The following is a 20,993-nucleotide window of genomic DNA, read 5'->3' on the forward strand; positions in this document are numbered from 1 at the left end:
GCCCGGCCCCGAAGGCGACGCCGGAAAATGGCGGCAAACCGACCTCCGATGCACCTGCCCACGACCCGGCACACCACGACGGACATCACCACCATCGTGCGCGCAGTCATGCAACGCCGGACGCACCGGGCGCGATGCTGCCCGTCGAGCGGGACCCCGTGTGCGGCATGGCGGTTTCGGCTGACTCGCCCCATCGGGCCGAACATGCCGGCAAGGTCTATCACTTCTGTTCGCCCGGTTGCCAGGCCAAGTTCGTTGCTGATCCGGCGCGCTATGGCTCGCAAACCGTTCCCGCGACTGCGAAATCTCTGGCACCCGTCGCTCCCGGGACCACCTACACCTGCCCGATGCACCCGGAAATCGTGCAGGACCATCCCGGCACCTGTCCAAAATGCGGCATGGCGCTTGAGCCTGTGATGCCCAGTCTGGAGGAGGGTGAGAGTCCCGAACTCACGGATTTCCGCCACCGGTTCTGGTGGACCTTTCCGCTGTCGATTGCCGTGCTGGTCCTCGCGATGGGCGGTCATCGACTGCCTGGTCTGTCGGTAGCGGCGCGCACATGGCTGGAACTGGCGCTGTCGGCGCCGGTGGTGCTGTGGGCCGGCTGGCCGTTCTTCCAGCGCGGCGTGCAATCGGTTGCCAACCGCAGCCCGAATATGTGGACGTTGATCAGTACCGGCGTCGGTGCCGCGTTTGGCTACAGCGTTGTGGCGACATTGTTTCCCGATCTGTTTCCGGCCGCATTTCGCGAGCACGGCCGTGTCGGCGTGTATTTCGAGGCGGCCGCCATCATCGTCTCGCTGACGTTGCTGGGCCAATTGCTGGAACTCAAGGCGCGCTCCAGCACCTCCGCCGCGATCCGGGCCTTGCTGGGGCTTGCTCCCAAGACGGCCCGGCGTTTGCGCGATGACGGCACCGAGGAGGACATACCGCTCACCCACGTGCACGTCGGGGATCGGTTGCGCGTGCGCCCCGGCGAGAAAGTCCCGGTTGACGCGGAAGTGGTCGAGGGGCGTTCTGCGGTCGACGAATCCATGCTCACCGGCGAACCAATACCGGTGGAGAAATCGCCGGGCACCAAAGTGATCGGCGCGACGCTCAACGGTACAGGCAGCCTCGTTATTCGTGCCGATCGCGTCGGTGCCGACACGGTGCTCGCGCAGATCGTGCAATTGGTAGCGCAGGCGCAGCGGTCACGTGCACCGATGCAGCGCCTGGCGGATACGGTGAGCTACTGGTTCGTGCTCACGGTGTTGGCGATTGCGACGGCGACATTTTTCGCCTGGGGCCTGTTCGGGCCGGAACCGTCCTGGACCTACGCGATCGTCAACGCCGTGGCGGTACTCATCATCGCCTGTCCATGTGCATTGGGGCTCGCCACACCGATGTCGATCATGGTAGCCACCGGACGTGCCGCGCAGGGTGGTGTCTTGTTCCGCGATGCGGAAGCCATCGAGCGTCTGCGCACCGTCGATACCGTAATCGTGGACAAGACCGGCACGCTGACGGAAGGCAAGCCGGCTTTCCGCCAGGCCATCGCCACCAGTGCCTCGACAGAAGCTGAGGTACTCCGGCTGGCAGCCAGTCTCGACCAGGGCAGCGAACATCCGCTCGCCGAAGCGATCGTGGCCGAGGCCCGGCGTCGTGCGCTGGCGCTCGAAGCCGCCACGTCATTCGAATCGGTCACCGGCATCGGCGTGCGGGGGCAGGTGGGTGCGTACGCATTGGCGCTGGGCAATACGACACTCATGCAGTCGATGGGCGTCAGCACGCAGCCGCTGGACGCCGACGCGGAGCGCCTGCGCACCGATGGCGCCAGCGTGATGTTCCTTGCCGTCAACGGCGCGCTTGCCGGGCTGGTGGCCGTCGCAGATCCGATCAAGGTGAGTACGCCCGAAGCCATCGCTGCGCTGCATGCGGCCGGCCTGCGTGTCGTCATGGCCACGGGCGATGGCCACACCACGGCCCGGGCCGTGGCGCGCCAGTTGGGTATCGATGACGTCCATGGCGAAGTCTGCCCTGCGGACAAGGCCAAACTGGTGGCGAATCTGCAGGCCCAGGGACACCGAGTCGCCATGGCGGGAGACGGCATCAACGATGCTCCCGCACTGGCGGCGGCCGACGTGGGCATCGCGATGGGAACCGGGACAGATGTGGCCATGTCGAGTGCACAGATCACCCTCGTCAAGGGCGACCTGCGCGGCATTGTGCGCGCCCGGCAGATCTCACAGTCCACTGTACGCAACATGCGCCAGAACCTGGCCTTCGCCTTCGCCTATAACGCGCTGGGCGTGCCGATCGCCGCCGGCGTGCTGTATCCCGCGCTGGGCTGGTTGCTCAGCCCCATGCTCGCTGCACTGGCAATGAGCCTGTCGTCCGTGTCCGTCGTGGCGAATGCCTTACGCCTGCGTACGGCGCGCTGAAGGCGCGGTCGCTCGCGAATCGCACGCTGCCGAAGAGAGGTCGTGGTCAACTTTCAGCAGCGTGCGACTCACCGTTCCAGCCGTTCGGCTGGAAGGCGGTCGTCTCCGCGCGCAGGTGCCTGAACATCATAGGTGCCCTCCGCAGCCGGGAAAGTTGTTCCAAATTGTTACGTTGCGATTGGGGGCGCGGAATTCGGCGATTTTCCTTTTCCGCCTTCGGGTTCGGGCGTAAGGTCGCCCGGCAGGCTCGGATCGCCTCAGGGGGGAAGATCTATGAAGCGCCGCATTCGCGCAGGCATTCCTGCGTTGCGGGCCGCGCCGATGCGCCCGGCCGTCGTCTCCACGGCACACCGTCACGGGTTGGGTCTGCGAACAGCCCGCATTTTCGTTTATGCGCTGGTCGCTCTGGCCGTCGTATCGATGCTGGGCGGGAGTCGGCGGCCCGCGGCGGACGCCACGCCTTCAGCAGCTGCAAAGGGATCTGCCAGCGTGCAGGCGGCGGGCCGCGGCTGGCCCGGCGTGGTCCTTCGCGATGGCTACGCGATGCAGCGGAATTACCGCGGTGATCGCGATGCCGTGGCCGCGTTGCGAGCCGGCGACGCACATCCTTTGGCGCTTGCCTCTGCGGACGTCGATCACAATGGCACGCCCGATCTGCTTGCCAGCTACGCCGTCGGCAGTACTGGCGTTGTCACGCTGCAGCGAGGGAATACCGACGCGTTTGCGCCGGCTGACGAGTCCATCTATCCGCGCATCCAGCAGGGCTACGATCCCGATTCGCTGCTACCGGAGACGCAAAGCTTTGCCGTTCCCGTGGCACCGCATTTCCTGGTCAGCGGCCGCTTCAGCGATGGTGCAGGCGTCGACATCCTGGTCGCCGCAAAAGGCGGTGGACTGTACCTGCTTAAGGGAGACGGCGCCGGAACATTCGGCGTAGCGCAGGAGATTCCCTTGCCCGGGACGGTGACGTCCTTGGCCGCCGGCGAATTTCGCGCGCATGATGGTTACACCGACCTGGCCGTCGGGGTATCGATGGCCGACGGGAATGCCCTGCTGGTTTTCGACGATGCTGTCGCGGGATTTGCAAAACCCGTGTTGGCCTTGCCAATGACAGAACCGGTGAGCGCCATCGAGTTCGGTGGAATGGACGATGATCCGTTCACCGACGTCATCGCCGCCAGCGGCAGCGAAGTGGTGGTCGTGCACGGATGGAGCCGCAAGGAGCCAGCTGATCCGGCCTCGCGCGTCGAACGGATCGAAGTGGCGCAGACGGTGAGCGGCCTGGCCGTTGGCGAATTTACCTGGGATCGCGCGGGACGCACCGAGATAGCCGCACTCACGGCAGATGGCACCGTCCACCTCGTGCACGGATCGGACCTCGACTCACGTCCTTTCACCGCTGCCGAGACGGCTGCGCGCAACCGCGGAATGCTGCTGCCGCAAGGCAACCGGGCAGGGGATGTGGAAACCTTCCCCAGCTGGCAGCCGGCGCGTGCTGCGGGTTGGACCCTGTCGCAGCAGATCACTGCACGCAGCTTCTCCGGCGTCAGCACCGTCGCCGGCAAACCACTGCTTCGCAGCAACCTGTCGTACCGCGAATCGGATGATCTGCTGCTTCTGGGCGAGAGCCGATCCACGCTTGAGTTCGTCCAGCAGGTTTCCGCGATGACCTGGTCTGCCAGGAACGCGTCTGCAGAAGGCATGCTCGAACGCACCACGCTGGACGTGGCCAGCGCTCCCGTTGCGGTGCTGTCGCTACCGAAAAAGGTCAATGGTGTTCGCGATTTCGTCGTCCTTGCGGCGGGCAGCGCGGCGCCGGTCATCGTGCCGCACGCTCCCAATACGACCATCACGGTCGATCGCACCGACGATCCATCGGGCGCCGGCTTGACGGCTGCCTCCGCGTGCACCGCGGCGGGTAACGACTGCAGCCTGCGCGGTGCATTCCAGTTTGCGAACAATGGCGCCAACAACAACACCACGATCAGCCTTCCCGCAAACACCTACATCCTGAGCATCAATGGCACCAACGCGGGCGGGTGCGACGGCAATGCCCAGGGTGACCTCGGCGCTAACCTGACCATGTCGCTGGTCGGCGCAGGTGCCGCGACCACCATCATCCGGCAAACGGGAACGGGCCCGGCGAACGACGGCGATCGCGTCATGTGCATGAACGAGCCGTTTACGTTGAGCCTCATTTACACCTTCTCCGGTGTGACGTTTGTCGGTGGACGCGACGGCACGGCAGCTGGTACCGGTGCTGCGCTCGGTGGCGGCGGCATCATTGGCGGCGAAAAAAGCAATGTGCTCACGATGACGAACGTCGTGATGGCGAACAATCAGGTCACGGTGCTGGGCAGCGCCAATCTCGGCGGCGGCGGGCTTCAGATCACCGGCGGTGATCTGAATATCACCAATTCCACGTTTGGTGGTGCCAGCGCGCCGGGCGCCTATACCGACCGAACCAGCACCAATACCGCCAATCTGCAAGCTGGCAGCGGGGGTGGCGTGACATTCACCCCATCGGCGCCGCAACACACGGCGGGGACCGGAAACCTCACCGTCACCGGATCGACCTTTCAGCGCAATACCGCTGCAGGTATTGGAGGTGGCGGCGCTGACCTGCTGATATTTGCCTTTGCTGCGCCCGGAGGTATCGGCACCGGTGCGGCCACCATCGGCACGTCCACGTTCGCCAACAACCAGGGGCTGGGGACGGCCAGCGGTGGCGGCGTCATCGTGGAATCGTTGCCAACCACAGTCGCGACGACGGCCTTTACGACCAATTCCGCCGGCAATCGCGGCGGTGCCATTTTTGTCGGCGGTTCGAGCCTGCTGCTCAACGGCGCGACGCCCTCCGTCACGCTCTCCGGCAATACAGCGACCCTCGGCGGCAGCAGCATCAGCACCTCCAGCGCCGTCAATGTGGCGGGCACCAATACGACCATCGGTGGCGACATCGAAATCGGTACGGGCGCAACCTGGACCAACAATGCCGGCAGCACGCTCGCGCCGACGAATGTGTTGCTGACCGGTGGTACGTTCAACATGAACAACAGCACGATGAATGTCGGCGGCAACCTGACCATTCAGCCGGGGTCAGTGGTCGGTTCCACCTTCAACGGTAACACCGGCACGGTCAACATCCTTGGCAACTTCGTGCTCAACGCCGGCGGAGCACCCGCCACGACACTCAACGCCGGCACCGGCACGTTCAACTTCAATGGCACCAGTGCCCAGAGCATCACCAACGGCACCAGCATTACCTTCTTTAATCTCACCGACTCGAACGTCACCCAGCCACTGACGCTCAACAACAGTTTGGCGATCAGCGGTACCCTCAACGTCAACGGTGCCAATGCCATTCTGTCGCCGGTGGCGGGAGCGATCATCAGCGGCAGCGGAACCCTGACCGGAACTGGCACTGCGCGCGCTTCACGCACCGCGCCGACAGCGGATTTCCTGTCGCAATACACGCTTACCAACAAGACGCTGACGTCCCTCAATATCGACTACAGCGGCGCGAACAACCAGACCATCAACAACACGCCGGCCTACAGCCGCCTGACCGTTTCCGGCACCGGTACCAAGACCCTGCAAGGCAATACGGTCATCACCGGCAGCCTGACCATCGCCGCGGCCACCATGGCCAGCGGCAACCACACTTTCAGCCTCGGCGGCAACTGGACCAACAACGCCACATTCACGCCGGGTACGGGCACCGTCCTGTTCAACGGCAGCAGTGGCACGCAACTGCTGACCGGCAACACCACGTTCTTCAACCTGACGCTCAACAATACTGGCGCCATCACCCACTTCGGCAACACGACCACCACCGTCGGAAACGATCTGGTCGCTGCAGCGGGCACTATGGACGGCGGAACGTCCACCGTGACCTTTACCGGCATCACGGACAACGTCGGCGCCATCAGCGGAGCCGCGGCGAAGAATTTCCACAATCTGCAGATCAGCGGCCCTGCCGCTATCACGCACAACACGGGCGCGAACATCACGATTGAAGGCAACTACACCAACGGCGGCACGTTCAACCAGGGCGCAGGGCTGACGACCATCTTCGACGTCGACAACAGCGCGGATGGTGCGCACACGCTGGCCGGCGGCGGAACCACCACATTCGGCAACGTGACGATCAACGGCTCCAACACGGTGAATGCCGGCACGCACAGCTTCAACGTGGGGGGCGCGGGTTTCGCCGTGGCCGGCACTTTCACCGGCAATGCCAGTACGGCGGCCTTCAATGGGGCTGTGGCCCAGTCAATCACCGGTGACGGCAGCAAGAACTTCAGTGGCCTGTTGATCAACAACGCGAACGGCGTACAGGTCACCAATAGCGCAGCCCCCGTGGATGCCACCGTCGGTGGTTTGCTGACGCTGTCGACGGACCTGACGGTAGCCACGGACGCGATCCTGCAGCAAAGCGGCACTTCCGACGGCATTGCCGACGTTCTGGGTACCGTGCGGCGCTCGGACCTGGGAACCACGCCCCGGCACTTTGGTAATCCGGGCAACGCGGTCACTATCAATACGGGAACACCGCCCTCGCAACTGGACTTCCACCTCGCGAAAGCGGCGCCTTCGCCCTTTGCGGCGGGCGTCAAAGTCGTCCCCCGGCAGATCACGCTCACGCCGGTCGGCGGCGCGAGCATGTCCGCCACTGTGGCGCTGCGATACACCGACCCCGGCGAGTTGAGCGCGGCGGGGATCACCGAATCGCGGCTGGGATTGTGGAAGAACATCGCCAGTGCCTGGACCGTTCAGGGCGGAACCGTGGATGCCGCCAACAACACCGTCAGTCACAGCGGCATCACGTCGTTTTCCCAATGGGCCATTGCCGAAATGGCAGACCTCACCCTGGCGAAGTCCAACAGCGTCAGCGGCACGGCCGTCGTCGGCCAAGGCTGGAATTGGACCCTTTCCGCGAGTAACGCGGGCTCGCCGGCGACTTTCAGCACCGGGCAGACCATCCTGTCCGACGCCTTGCCCAACAGTGGCCTGATTTACGGTACGCCGACGGTTCAGAACGTGTCGAACGTAACCGGTGCCGGAAACATCAGCTGCGCCATTGCCAGTAACGACCTGACCTGCACCGCCACCGGCGCGGTGACTTTCAATTCGGATGTGGGCGTCAGCAGTTTTGACGTCGTCCTCCCGGCGACACCGCAATCCGCCGGCACCTATGTGAACCCGCGCAGCGCCAGCGGCGCACGCATCGATCCCCTCACCGTCGTCGTCGAAAGCAGCGAGGGCAACAACGCGCCGGCGGATAACACGGTCACGGTCACCAAGGCCAGCACCACGACCACCATCAGCTCCGCCGCACCCGACCCCTCGCAGGTCGGCGCTGCGGTCACCGTGCAGTGGGCCGTGGCAGTGAGCGTGCCAGGTGCCGTAGGCACCGCATTGTCCGGCAACGTCACCGTCAGTGACGGAACCGACAGCTGCAGCGCCGCTGTTTCAGCCGGGCAATGCGCCGTCACGCTCACCACAGCCGGCACGAGGAGCCTCACGGCGACCTACGCCGGCGACGGCAACTACAACGGCAGCACGTCGGGCTCCGAGTCGCACCTCGTGATGGCCTCGCCAACCCTTACCAAGGGGTTCGCGCCCGCATCCATTCCGTTCGGTGCCAATGCCGTGGTCACGCTGACGCTGAGCAACAGCAATAGCACTGCGCTGACCAATGCCGCCTTCGGCGATGTGCTCTCCAACATGAGCGCCACCGGCGGGGCGGTTACCGGCACCTGCGCCGGCATCGCGCCAGTCACCCTGGCGCCCGGCGCCACTGTGCTCGCGTTTACGGGAGCGACAATCCCGGCATCGGGGAGCTGCACTGTCGTCTTCTCCGTAACCAGCAGCACCGCCGGCAACCATCCCAACACGACGTCCGGCATCACCACGACCGAAACGCCCACGGCCGGTCCACCCAGCAATACCGCCACCCTCACCGTAGGTGACGTCATATTCGCCAATGGGTTCCAATAATGGACAGCGAACCGGCACCCTCCCGAATACGCCGCCCCGCGTGCCTTGCAGCAGCATGGTTCGGCCTGTCGTGCAGCTTTGCGCAGGCGCAGCTGGTTCCCGTCGACTGGTATCGCATGGGCGATAACGACGATGCGCCGGTTGGTCAGACGCTGGCCACGACGGCGGATCTCATCGGTACCAAGCCGCTGACGATCAACGGCAACAGCGTGCAGGTCACGGCGGACGTCAGCGACGCGGCGGCGACCAAGGTCGGCAGCGGGCGCTCCCTGCAGTTCACTACGCGCGATAGCGACTACGCATCCGGCCCGTTGCTGACCACGGCCACCGACAACTTCGGACTCGAAGCCTGGGTCAAGCCGCTCAGCGGCATTCCCGGCGACCAGGTCATCGCCTACAACGGCTATTTCGGGCTCAACGGCTTCGGCATCGTGCTCAAGCCCGATAACAAGTATTACGGCCAGATCGGCGCAGCCACATTCGGTGGCTCATCCGCGACGTTGGGCAGCTGGACGCACCTGGCCCTCGTTCGTAGCGACGGTCTCGCGCGGTTGTATGTCAATGGCGTGGCAGTCGGCTTTGTGGAAACCACGCCGCCTGCCACGCCGACCCTGGGTTTCAGCATCGGCAGCGGTTTGCCGGCGGGTGCGAGCGGCCTGCAGGGGTTGGTCGACGAAGTACGCTACTTCACTTTTCCACCCGGCAACTTCGTGGCGAGCCAGCTGCTGACGGGTGCCAAGATGGTCCCGACGATCGCCGACGACGGCTCGGATTCCCTGCGTGTTGCCCTGGCCACGGCGACTCCGGGCCAGACGATCGTGATTTCCGCCACGGGCACGATACGGTTGGACAGTCCCCTCATGATCTGGCAGGGCGTGAACCTGGCGGGTCCGGGCGCGCAGCATCTGAGCATCAGCGGCTCCAATACGCAGCGCGTGATCTGGGTCGATGAACTCTCCGCGGTACCGGTACCGCTGCACATCGCCGCGGTGTCCATCACCAACGGGCTCGCCAAAGGTGGCGCGGGCGGGTTCGGCAAGTCCGGTGGCGGTGGCGGCATGGGCGCCGGTGCCGGTCTTTTCGTCAACCGGGGCGACGTCACGCTGAATCACGTGAGCTTCAGCGGAAACGTCGCACAGGGCGGCAACGGTGGTTACGGCGGCGCAGGCGCGTATTGCGCAGGCGGCGGTGGCGGACTCGGGGGCGACGGAGGCTCCGCGTCCTCCTATTCGAGCAGCGCGGGTGGCGGCGGATGGCTCGGCGCAGGTGGTTCCAGCGTCGTGTCCGCATATCCCCATTATTTCGGCGGCGCCGGAGGCGGCGGCATCACCGGCGCCGGTGGAACGCCTGGTCCGCGTTCCGGCGGCGGAGGCGGGGCCTATGACGCCGGGGGCAACGGCATTGACACCTACGGCGGCGCAGGAGCCAACAGCATCGGCGGCGACGGTGGCTCCAGCGCGGGTCCCAACGGCACCAACTATCAGCAAGGCAAGCCGGGCCTGGAATTTGGCGGTGGTGGCGGGTCGGCCTTTCAGTCAGGCGGCGACGGCGGTCGCTACGGCGGCGGCGGCGGTGGCAGTGGCGGCCTGGGACGCGGCGGTGCCGGCGGCGACTTCGGGGGCAGCGGTGGCGGCAACGGTATGGGGGCACCTGGCTTTGGCGGCGGCAGCGGCGGAAATATCTCGACCACGCCCCATAGCGCGATCTTTGGCGGCGGCTGCGGTGGCTCCACCGGAGCTGGGCAGGTGTGCACGCCAGCCCCGTTCGGCGGGCCTAACGCCAATCGATTCGGTGACGGCTACGGCGGCGGCGGCGGTGCCCTTGGCGCCGCCGTCTTCGTGCGCGCCAACAATGGGGCGAGCCTCACCTGGAACGACAGCTCGACCGATGCCGGGTCGCTGACTCCCGGCAATTCCAACGATCCCGCACGTCGAGGCCAGACGTCAGGTAGCGGACTGTTCCTCCTTGGCGGCTCCACTACGCTGAATGTCGGCGCCGGTACCCGCACAATCGCCGGTTCCATCGGCGGTTGGAGCGGCGATCCGCCAATGCTCACCAAGACCGGAACCGGCACGCTGGTGCTCTCCGGCGGCGGCAGTGCGCTGGGCACCGTTTCCGCCACCAGAGGCGAATTGCGCATCATCGGAAGCGCTGTGGCTCTGGCGGCCGGTCGTTCGCTCACGGTCCTCAACCCGGCGACCTTGAGCGGTACGGCGGGCGTGAGCGGCCCCGTGATCCTGGCCAATGGCGGCTCTATTTCGCCGGGCGATCCGACCGTCGCGGCGGGCATCGGCACCCTGGCGCTCGGCGGACTGGGCTGGAGCTCCACCGGCGTCATCGTGATGCAGCTGGGGCAGGACAGCGGTGCAGCCTCCGACCACCTGACCGTCAATGGCGACCTGACCATGGCAGGCACCGGAATCCACCGGTTCACCATCGCCGATGGCACTGCCGCGCGGATCTGTGGCACGACGTACACTCTGATCAATTTCACCGGCAATACGAACTTCACGCCGGCGGACCTGGGCTACACCTACAGCGGCGCGCTGTCGCCGATCTCTCCTGCGAGTTTCTTCAGCGTGGGCGACAACACGATCCGATTCACCGTCTACTGCCTCGACAACCAGGCCATCACGAACTTCGCCGCGACGCCGGCGAATCCACCTTACGCCAGCGGCGGCACCTTCAGTATCTCGGCCACCCCGGGCGCATCGAGCAGCCCGCTGGTGTTTGGTTCAGACACGCCGCCGGTGTGCAGCGTCAGCGGCACGACCGTGACCATGCACAGCCGCGGCGTGTGCACGCTCACTGCCAATCAGGCCGCAGACACCACCTACAATCCCGCGCCGACAGAATCGCTGACGCTGCACTTCGAACAGTTCACGGTGAATGCGAGCGCGGAAGACGCGTTCGGCACGATCAACCCGCCCACACAGTCCGTGGACTACGACGGCACCGCGACCTTCACGGTCGTACCACAAGCGGGGCATGCCGCAATGGTCAGCGGCGACACCTGCACGGTGACCCAGGGCAGCGGCGACACCTGGATGGCGAGCCACATCACGGCCAACTGCAACGTCACCGCGAACTTCACCGATCGGATATTTGCTTCCGGGTTCCAATAGCAGCGAGTATTCGGCATTCTGCGCTGCCTGCAACAGGAACGATGAAAGAGTCGTCTCGCCGACCCTGTCCCCATTCAGTGCGCGCAGTGTGCGCCGCGGCCATTCTTGCCCTGCCGGCATTCGCGCGGGCGCAGCTCTGCTCGGACAAGGCAGAGGCCACGCTCCTGGCAACGATCGGTGCCGAGCGCGTCGCGGAAGTAGCCAGTGTCGCGTGCAAACCGATGAACAAGAACCAGACGATCGCCGCGATGGCGTTCAAGCCGCCGGGGTACCAGGAGTTCGACAATATCCCACTTGTCATAACGCTGCTGGAGAACGAGCAACGTGTGGTTGCCAAGCTCGTCTCCGAAATCAGCGTCGATGCGACGGTTTACGTTACCTCCGGATCGCTCACCATTGATACCGCCCGCTACCATCTTGCGGAAGGCATTCGCGCCTTCGGCCTGCGTATCAACGCGACCAGAATTCCTCGCTGCGCCGATGCGGGAACGGGTGAGGAGCTCGCGCTGTACGTGCGGGATGGCGCTACCCTGCGAAATGTTTTCGGGCCTACGCCCACGTACTACATTGCCGCGCGGCAGGGTGGGCTGTGTGCCGACGTCCCTGTCGTTGACGAGTGGCGAATGCATGTGCTTGTCGACAAAAAGGCGACGCGTGGCTATCACGACCTGATCATCCGCTTCCGCAGCGATTCAGCGGAAAATGTCGAATGCCGCTTTGCGTACGATGGCCGCCGCTACAGCTCGGATGCCTGTTCTGTAGCGGATATTCCCGTGCGATAAGGGACGGTGTCACGCGGGGACCGCCATGGGTGATCGTTCTGCCGGGATCGTCGGGCTTCGGCGTCGCCCCGACGTGCACGAAGGTCGCGCTTTGATGACAGTACTTCAGGCTATAGTTCGGGCCTGGAGTAGCGCGGTTTCGAGGTGCCTTTTGCCAGATCACCATCTACCCAGACAGGTTTCCAGCAACGTCCGGCGCGTGCTCTGGCTGGCGTTGGCCATCGTGTCCCTCGCGCTGGGCGTCATTGGTATCGTCCTGCCCATACTGCCCACGACCCCTTTCATCCTGCTCGCCGCCTTTGCCGCGGCACGCGGTTCGACCCGCCTGCATGCGTGGATGCGCAATCACCCGCGCTTTGGCCCGATGCTGCGTGACTGGGAGCGCGAAGGCGCCGTCAGCCGCCGCGCAAAGTACTTCGCCACGGCGATGATGTTCAGCAGCGCCGTGGTCCTGTTCCTGATCAGTCCGCGCTGGTGGATCGCTGCGATCGGTATCGCGACGATGCTGGTCGTGGCCATCTGGTTATGGATGCGGCCGGAGCCCGGGCTACGTTCCGAATAGAATAGGACGCACGATCCCGCGCCACTGCGCATCCCACCGAGGAACCGTCCATGTCCTGGCACACGCTGCTCGCCGTCCACGCCATTCCTGCGTCATTCCTGGAGGGGTTCTACGGACGGCCGGTGGATTCGATTTTCGCGACCAGGGAAGTCGCGCTCCGTGCATTCCTATACCGTGACGATCGGCAGGAGACATTTCGTCGCTACCCGATTTCCTGGGAACGCCGCATCGAAGCCGCGTCGCGATCCAACTGGTTCGGCCGGCAGATGACAGGCATCCTTGATGCGTCGGGCTACGAAAGCCTGCGTTTTCTGTCACGACAGGCGCACACGCACGTCGAAACCGCGGTCGATCCGAACGGATTGCCGGACGAATCCGACTGTCACTGGGGCCAGCCATTCGAGTACACGGTGTTTCCGGCCGACGCCAGCGCCGTCATCGCTGACGTCGATGGCCTGCTTGCCTGGTGCCTGGACGACCTCGACCGCCTCGCCGACGCAATGGACGGCGACCTGATCGGCTCCGACCATGAAGAACTCGCGTTCGCCGCCCAGAATGTGTACTACGATCCGCGCCCGGGCGAAGGCACGCCCCACACCGAAGACGGCGAGGGCCCAGGCCTGATCTTCTGCGTACTGCGTTCGCTATCCGACCTGCTGCGCTATTCCCGCGTAAACCGAAACGTCTGTGTGTGGGTTAATGAGCCTGAGCTCTAGTGTGGTGTTCCATTAATACGCTTAACTAATTGCGCGCCCCAGCCGACCGACACTCGCGATGATCTGGTCGGCAGTGCGTCGCCAAGTGAAAGGCTTTGGATCTTGGTTGTGTTGGTGCAGGTATTCGCGAATGGATCGTTCGAGGTCGGCGACGCTCACGTGTGCGCCACGCTTGAGCCAGCGCGTGGTCAACGTGGAGAAGAAGCGCTCCACGAGGTTGAGCCATGAAGCCGATGTCGGGGTGAAGTGCAGGTGGTAGCGCGGACGCTGAGCGAACCAGCTACGCACCGCCTCGGTCTTGTGCGTGCCGTAGTTGTCGAGGATGAGATGGATGTCGAGACCTTTCGGCGCATCGCGGTCGATGGCATTGAGGAACTCGAGAAACTCGGCACTGCGATGGCGGCGCTTGAGGCGGCCAATCACCTTGCCGGTAGCCACATCCAGGGCAGCGAAGAGCGAAGTGGTGCCGTGGCGCTGGTAGTCATGCGTATGCGTTGCCGGCTTGCCGAAAGTCATCGGCAGGCCAGGCTGCGTGCGGTTGAGCGCCTGAATCTGGCTCTTCTCATCCACACACAGCACCAAAGCCCGGTCAGGTGGCGCCAGATACAAACCCACAATGTCACGCACCTTGGCCACGAAGTGCGGATCGGTCGACAGCTTGAAGGTCTTGGTCAGATGTGGCTTCAAGCCGAACGCACGCCAGATCCGATGCACGGAAGTCGCCGATACGCCGCTGGCCTGGCTCATCGAACGCACGCTCCAATGCGTGGCTTTCGTGGGTTTGGCTTTGCGGGTGCGTTCGATCACTGCCTGCACGCACTCATCGTCGACCGAACGCGGACGACCAGGACGCGGGGCATCGGTAAGCCCGGCAAAACGATACGCCGCGTAGCGACGGCGCCACTTCGATACCGTCTGCTCCGAGACAGCGTACTTCTTCGCAATCGCTTCCCCACCAAGCCCATCTGCGCACGCCAGCACGATTCGAATCCGAAGCTTTTCGTCTTCGGGCGCTTTGCGTACTGCCAGCTGCGCCAGCAATTCGCGCCGCTCATCGGCAGAGATCTCGAGCTTGCTGATCGGTCGACCCATGCGCGCCATCTTCGCAGTCTCCGTCGGGGACTACGAGAGATTACTCCTTTGGCCAATTAATTCAATCTATTAACGGAACACCACACTAGCAGGCTGTTGAGAAAGCCCCATTCAGTGCAAAATGCAGCATTCCGCCATTGACTGAAGCCACTCAGCATGCGAACACCGGACGTTCAGCAACTCGGATTGTTCTCCTACGTATCGGTCGAGGCACGCGTTCCGCCGGATCATCCCATTCGTCAGTTGCGGGAATTGGTTGACGGAATCTTGGCAAATATGGACGAACTATTCGAGTCGCGTTATGCCAGGATCGGGCGGCCGTCCATTCCGCCGGAACGGTTGCTTCGTGCATCGCTGTTGCAGGTCGTGTACAGCGTACGCAGCGAGCGACTGCTGATGGAACAGCTGGACTACAACCTTCTGTTTCGCTGGTTTGTTGGCCTGAATATCGACGATCGAGTATGGGACCATTCCACCTTCTCGTTCAATCGAGATCGGTTGTTCGATGAAGAGATCGCCCAACGATTTTTCGATCACACCGTGTTGGTGGCGCAGCTCAAACAGCTGGTGAGTAACGAGCACTTTTCGGTGGACGGAACACTGTTGGAGGCTTGGGCCTCTCACAAAAGCTTTCGCCCGAAGGACGGCGACGGTAGCGATGACAGCGGAAACTTTCACGGTCAAAAGCGCAGTAACGAAACACACGAATCTACGACGGATCCCGACGCACGCTTGATGCGCAAAGGTGCTGGCAAGGAAGCCAAGCTGTGCTACCAAGCCAGCACATTGATGGAGAACCGGAACGGTCTGCTGGTGGGAGTTGATGTACGCCATGCGACTGGGACATCCGAGCGAGAAAGCGGCCTGTTGCTGGTCGACGAAATGCTCCTGGGCGCCGGATGCACATTGGGTGCAGACAAAGCCTATGACACTCATGCTTTCGTAGCCGCGTTGAAGGAGCGTGGTATCAAGCCTCACGTTGCCCAGAACAATAGCCACCGTCGAAGTGCAGTTGACGGACGCACCGCATCAAGCAAGGGATACGCGATCAGCCAGCGGGTTCGAAAGAAGATCGAGCAAGGATTTGGTTGGGTCAAGACCATCGGTGAACTTCGAAAGCTGACTCGCGTGGGACTTCCGGCTGTGCGCGCATGGGTTACTTGGACATTCGCCGCCTACAACTTGATCCGCATCGGTGGCATCCAAGGATGGTGGAATCCTTCGCCGACGTAGCTCGCAAGTCCCACACTATCGATCAGCTACTGCACCACGAACGAACACTTGGCCAGCTTGATCTGGGCGGAAATTGGGTTTTCTCAACGGCCTGCTAGCTCTCAAGACATGCCAAGTCCAATCGATAGAGTGCCCTGTGTAATGGATGAGTCCGCAAGGACTCTACTGTCCAGCCCGATCGCGCTACCACCCTGAGAAACTTGAAGTAAACTTAGCCGCCGCCGTACCGAGTCGGTAGCGACCGCCAGTTCCGCGCGGACGGTTCATCCGGCAGCACGCCGGACCGGCAAGTACCGACAGGAGCGATCAGCTCGACGAACGTGTGTCATTCGACAATTTGCTGCGTCCAATCACTGTACTGGAGGGAAGCATCAATGCACATGCATAACGTTCTTGGCTTCGGTTTTCTCGCTTTCGCCTTCGCCAGCACCGCCTCGGCACAGAATCTGGTCAGCAACGGCGACTTCACCTCAGACATCACGACATCGTGGACCGCCGAGAATGCCGGCGGAACCGGCGTAACCGGATCCGGCGTGTACGACGACGATTCGGGTTCAGCCACCGTCGGCAGTGCGCGCCTCAACCTGGCTGAGAGCGGCCCCGGCAGCACCGGCGTTGTACAGGGACTCAATCAATGCATTGCCGCGCCCGGATCGCCGCCCTGGGATTTTGGCGGCCGCATCCGCTTCACGCTCGATAACCCCGGTGCCGGCGGGCCAAACCTCGCATTCATCGCCGTCCAGTTCTACGCCGGGGCCAACTGCACTGGCTCGCAAACCTCGCAGCTGCTTTTTACGGGCAGCGGCACTTCCGTCAACGGTTTCGTCGACGGTGTCGCCGTCGCCAACTGGGAGCGTGTATCACAGACCGGCTTCGCCGACCCCATGCCGGGTGGATCCGCCACTGCTTCCGTACGCATCGCCGCACGCGTGCAAACCGACGGCACCGGCGACAGCCTCAGCGCCCTGTTCGACGGCATGTTCTTCGGCCCCGCCGGCACCACGCCGGTTTCGCTGCAGAGCTTCAGCGTCGAGTAGCGTCAAGTGCATCGATAGCGGACCGTAGCCCGGGTGAACCCGCGGGGTTTGCCCGGTGCAAGACCGCGCGATGCCACCAGACCTTTCGCTGGCTTTCGTAGGTTGGGGCATTGATGTTGGCTCGCGAGCAGTGTGCGTACTGCACAGACTTGGTGTATCAGGGAACGGGCACGATCGAGAATCTCGCGGCGTCGGTTTGAGCGGCTGCGATGCCGGTTCTCACTTCGACGCTGAACCTTCAAGTGGAACCGCTGGAGGTCAACCCTCCGACGGCGGCGCGCAAAGCGTCGGCGACGCCGCTCAAAGCGCATCCGGAGCAGGTAATAGCGCCGACGCGCCCGGTTTTCAGCGGAAATGATCACGTGAGGAGCACCACCGCTGCCGCTTGCTTCGGCGGTCACGCCGCTTTTTCCCGCACGCGAGCCGCTCAGAGCTGCAACGCAGCAGGTTTGCGGGCGACGGCCTGTCCAGGAAACCTGCACGGTTGGCGCATTTTTGCCCTGCGGCGCAACGAAGACGTGTACCAGCGCGGCTCCTACCTGGACGTGCGCTGGGTTGCCCTGCGTGGACCGCACTATTCGGAGGAAGCGCTGGACTTCGCGACGGGCCGGTGAGCGTGACGCGGTCACGTCGCTCCGCGAACGCGTTCGCGGCGCGACACCCTCACTTACCGATTCTGCCACCCGCGCCGTGCGGCTTCGGAGTGACCCCTCGAATCGCCGAACCAACCGCCGCGGCCGTCGCTACGGTCGTCGCCGCGCTCGTCGTCCCTCGAACGGGAAGAGCGGGACTGGCGGTCATCGTCTCCGCGGGAGCGCTGGCTGCGATCGTCGTCATCGCGGTTGCGCCAGCCTTCGCGGGCGGCTTCGGAATGTCCGCGCGAATCGCCGAACCAGCCGCGGCCCTGGCCGCGACCATCGTCATCGTCGTCGCGCGAACGCGAACGGCGGCTGTCGTCGTCGCGGGACTGTGAGCGACGATTATCGTCGTCGTTGCGCGATCGTGAGCTGCGACTGTCGTCATCGCTGCGGGAGCGCGAGCTGCGATCGTCATCGTCGCGGTTGCGCCAGCCTTCGCGCGCGGCTTCCGAGTGGCCGCGTGAATCGCCGAACCAGCCGCCGCGACCATGGCCACGGCCATCGTCGTCATCGTCGCGCGAGCGCGAACGGCGGTTGTCATCGTCGTCGCGTGACTGGGAGCGACGGTTATCGTCGTCGCTGCGCGAGCGCGAGCTGCGATCGTCGTCATCGCGGTTGCGCCAGCCTTCGCGGGCGGCTTCGGAATGTCCGCGCGAATCGCCGAACCAGCCACCGCGGCCATGTCCGCGGCCGTCATCGTCGTCGTCGCGGGAGCGGGAACTGCGGGAATCATCATCGTTGCGCGAACGGCTGGAACGGCTCGAACCGCGGTCATCGCTTTCGAAACGTCCGGATTCGTCGCGGCCGCGGCCGCGTGAGCGGTCGTCATCGTCGTCGCGTGAGCGGCTGTAGCGGTCGGATCCGCGGTCGTCGCTCTCAAAACGGCCCTGTTCATCGCGGCCTTGCCCGCGCCCGCGTGAACCGTTGCGATCATCGTCGTTGCGGCCACGCTCATCCCTGCCTCGATATTGTGATGCCATCGTCTTCTCCTGGTTGTTGTCGCCTGCAGCAAATTGGAGCGATACCGGTTGCGGCACGCGCATGCTGCCGCCAGTGGTCATCAGCTCCTGTTTTCGAGCCTGCACCTTCTGGCCGAGCTCATTCATGTCGACGCCTGCGACCGCCGCCTTCGCGAGAATGCCCTTGCTGGACTGTTCTTCCTCGCGGACGTGGTGCTGAACCTGTTCCTTGAGCACCGCAACCTTCGCATCGTAGTACGGGGTGTCGGGTTCGGAGAGCATCAGCTCCGTGATCAGCACTTTGGCGGAATCGTGCTCTACCTGTGCCTGGTCGAGGCGTTCGTCTTCCACACCGTTCTCGCGACACGCTGGATAGAAGATCTCCTCTTCCAGGCGGGCGTGGATGATCAGCTCGGTGCAGATCTCGCGGACCGCGTCCGCCTTTTCCTGCGTGGATTGCAATGTGGCGTATCGTTCGAAGAGCGCTTCGACTTTCCGGTGGTCCTTTTTAAGCAGCGTGGCGACGCTGATCTGGCCGCCATTCGCTGTGGCGCCTGCCTCTCCGGATTTGCTGGCTGACTTCTTCGCATTCCGCGTCTGTTTCGACGCGGTCGATCGGGTATTTGATGCTGCTTTCCTGGCGTTTGTCGCTGAAGTTTGCTTTCGTGCTGGCATGGAGAGCTCCTCTGTGAGCGGTTCGCTACAGCAACATGCGTGCCTGGAGTCGCGACACGCCAAACCACCTCGGCTGAACGCTTCCAGCCGCTGCAGCCCGGCGCGATTGCTGCAATCCTTGCTCCGGAATGCAGAGCGCGCTGCAGAACCCGTCGCGACAGTCACATGGCGGTGCGAAATACGCGCCTCAAACAGGCCGCTTAGCGTATGCAGTGGAGCAAATGCGAGTGCATCAGGAGCGAGGGCAGCAGCCGAAAATGCACGGCGAACGCTTCGGTACGTCTTGCAACAGCGGCGTCAGCGATCCGAAAGGCGTACACATTTCTGTAAAACGTACATTCGACGCGACTCCCCAAGTCCGCGTGAAGTAAGGCTCGGAGGCGCCCCATGTGCTGGCACGCAACTTGGATCGCTGCTCGTCGTCGGAACCACGGAGCTGGTTGGCCAGGAAGGCAACGGACGATCCGAAGGCGGATCGCAGCTGGCTCCAGCGCGTGCACGGAAGCGCCGCGCATGCTGAGGGCGGGAGATGCCAGGGAGGGGCCCGCCGCGGCGGAAAGCAAGGTTTCACGCTGCACGTCTTCAATGACATCGCAGCCCAACCCAGGGTGAATCCTTCGTTGACCCGGGTCACGAAGAGCCCGGCGGCTCATTCTCTCGGTTGGGGTAATCGCCAGCGAAGCCCAACATCGCGACAACGTCCGAATAGTGGACGTCAGGCGACCACGCGTCATTTCCTACATTATCGCAGATCCGCCCCGGTCAACCTTGCGGGTTGGCACGCGCTACAGAAGCAGCAGCGATTCCGAGTCCCAGATGCGGGAACCCCCAGCCGACGGATGGGGGTTCCGTCATGCAGCCGCCGGCTCAGCAGGGTGGGCAGGGGTTTGAGAAGTTCACCGATTCGCCGAAGGCCGAGCCGTCCTTGTCGATGGCGCGCAGCAGCAGCGTGTCTTTGCCGCTTTTCGGATCCAGCGTGTAGTGCACGCTTAATCCCGCCGCCCCCGGCTGACTGAGCAGGCGCACGTAGGTCCAGGCCGGAAAGCTGGCGGAGCTGACGGTTGCGGAGCGGCCGACGCGCGCTGATTTCCGGGCGCCGGCGGCGAAGTACTGCTGCACCTCGTCGGCGCTCAGGACCTTTCCGGCCGATTGCAGCTCTTCAGCGGTCGGGGCAATGAGCGGGGATTTGTTGTTCGTGGTCGCGACGTCCTGCTTGGGGCAGTAGGGCGGGCAGGGGAGGCCGTTGTCGATGGAGTCGCCAAACGCCTGGCCGATGCCGTCCACGGCCTGCAGCATCAGGGTGTCGCGGCCGGTAGCGGGGTTGACTACGTAGTGCGCAACGATGCCGGCAGCCTTCGGTTGCGAGAGCAGGTGCAGATAGGTCGATGCGGGGAAGCTGACCGCGCGGACGCCGCCGGCACCCTGCATCGCGAGGCGGGCGTCGCTGGCCGCGGAATAAGCGGCAATTTCCTCGCTATTCAGTACTTTGCCAAATTCATGCAGGTGTGCGGCCTGTGCACCGACGACCGGCATGGCAAGCAACATCACGATCGACCACAGTGACGATGGCATGGGGTTCTCCCTGAGGGTAGCGCGCAGGCCTGCGGGCGGCCGTCATTCGGACGAGGGCTGAGCAAGCCCGAATGGACTTGTTCAGAGATCCCTTAGTGCCTGTTTGCGCACGCAAGCACTCGGCAAGGGTATCAGCGAAACCGGCGGGGTATGCAACCGGGCGCTGGGTGCGATTG

Annotated in this window: 12 protein-coding genes; 9 read left to right on the forward strand and 3 right to left on the reverse strand. The window is 63.9% G+C overall.

Features of this window, described 5'->3' with window-relative positions; genetic code table 11:
* The first annotated feature begins 167 nt into the window (after positions 1-167).
* The 6 genes from N4264_RS14165 (at position 168) to N4264_RS14190 (ending at position 13,611) form a co-directional block, all read left to right on the forward strand.
* Positions 168-2,423, forward strand: coding sequence for a heavy metal translocating P-type ATPase (locus N4264_RS14165; RefSeq protein ID WP_425508347.1), 2,256 nt, complete (start codon positions 168-170; stop codon positions 2,421-2,423).
* Between the two features lie 273 nt (positions 2,424-2,696).
* On the forward strand, positions 2,697-8,426 hold the full coding sequence (locus N4264_RS14170) for a DUF7933 domain-containing protein (protein WP_261692901.1): 5,730 nt from the start codon (positions 2,697-2,699) through the stop codon (positions 8,424-8,426).
* The gene (locus N4264_RS14175) at positions 8,426-11,551 is read left to right on the forward strand and encodes a LamG domain-containing protein (protein ID WP_261692902.1); all 3,126 of its coding nucleotides are present in this window, start codon (positions 8,426-8,428) and stop codon (positions 11,549-11,551) included. The genes N4264_RS14170 and N4264_RS14175 overlap by 1 nt, the downstream gene beginning before the upstream one ends.
* Before the next feature lie 41 nt (positions 11,552-11,592).
* Positions 11,593-12,333: a PA3715 family protein gene (locus N4264_RS14180; RefSeq protein WP_473562611.1), complete on the forward strand. Its 741-nt coding sequence runs from the start codon at positions 11,593-11,595 to the stop codon at positions 12,331-12,333.
* A 199-nt stretch (positions 12,334-12,532) separates the two neighbouring features.
* Positions 12,533-12,895, forward strand: coding sequence for a YbaN family protein (locus N4264_RS14185; protein ID WP_261692904.1), 363 nt, complete (start codon positions 12,533-12,535; stop codon positions 12,893-12,895).
* A 50-nt stretch (positions 12,896-12,945) separates the two neighbouring features.
* A complete protein-coding gene (locus tag N4264_RS14190) occupies positions 12,946-13,611 on the forward strand; it encodes a hypothetical protein (RefSeq protein ID WP_261692905.1) in 666 nt (221 codons plus the stop codon).
* Positions 13,612-13,632: 21 nt separating this feature from the next.
* Here N4264_RS14190 and N4264_RS14195 read toward each other — a convergent pair whose 3' ends face one another.
* The gene (locus N4264_RS14195; RefSeq protein ID WP_261692906.1) at positions 13,633-14,703 is read right to left on the reverse strand and encodes an IS630 family transposase; all 1,071 of its coding nucleotides are present in this window, start codon (positions 14,701-14,703) and stop codon (positions 13,633-13,635) included.
* 156 nt (positions 14,704-14,859) lie between these two features.
* Between N4264_RS14195 and N4264_RS14200 the strand changes: the two genes are divergently transcribed.
* From N4264_RS14200 to N4264_RS14210, 3 genes are all read left to right on the forward strand, one after another.
* Positions 14,860-15,936, forward strand: coding sequence for an IS5 family transposase (locus N4264_RS14200; protein ID WP_261692907.1), 1,077 nt, complete (start codon positions 14,860-14,862; stop codon positions 15,934-15,936).
* A gap of 380 nt (positions 15,937-16,316) precedes the next feature.
* A complete protein-coding gene (locus tag N4264_RS14205; RefSeq protein ID WP_261692908.1) occupies positions 16,317-16,973 on the forward strand; it encodes a hypothetical protein in 657 nt (218 codons plus the stop codon).
* A gap of 362 nt (positions 16,974-17,335) precedes the next feature.
* Positions 17,336-17,587, forward strand: a complete 252-nt coding sequence (locus N4264_RS14210) for a hypothetical protein (RefSeq protein WP_261692909.1) — start codon at positions 17,336-17,338, stop codon at positions 17,585-17,587.
* 53 nt (positions 17,588-17,640) lie between these two features.
* Here N4264_RS14210 and N4264_RS14215 read toward each other — a convergent pair whose 3' ends face one another.
* Positions 17,641-19,245, reverse strand: coding sequence for a hemerythrin domain-containing protein (locus N4264_RS14215; RefSeq protein ID WP_261692910.1), 1,605 nt, complete (start codon positions 19,243-19,245; stop codon positions 17,641-17,643).
* A gap of 867 nt (positions 19,246-20,112) precedes the next feature.
* On the reverse strand, positions 20,113-20,817 hold the full coding sequence (locus N4264_RS14220; protein ID WP_261692911.1) for a hypothetical protein: 705 nt from the start codon (positions 20,815-20,817) through the stop codon (positions 20,113-20,115).
* Between the last annotated feature and the right edge of the window lie 176 nt (positions 20,818-20,993).

Source organism: Tahibacter amnicola (assembly GCF_025398735.1).
Lineage (GTDB): Bacteria > Pseudomonadota > Gammaproteobacteria > Xanthomonadales > Rhodanobacteraceae > Tahibacter > Tahibacter amnicola.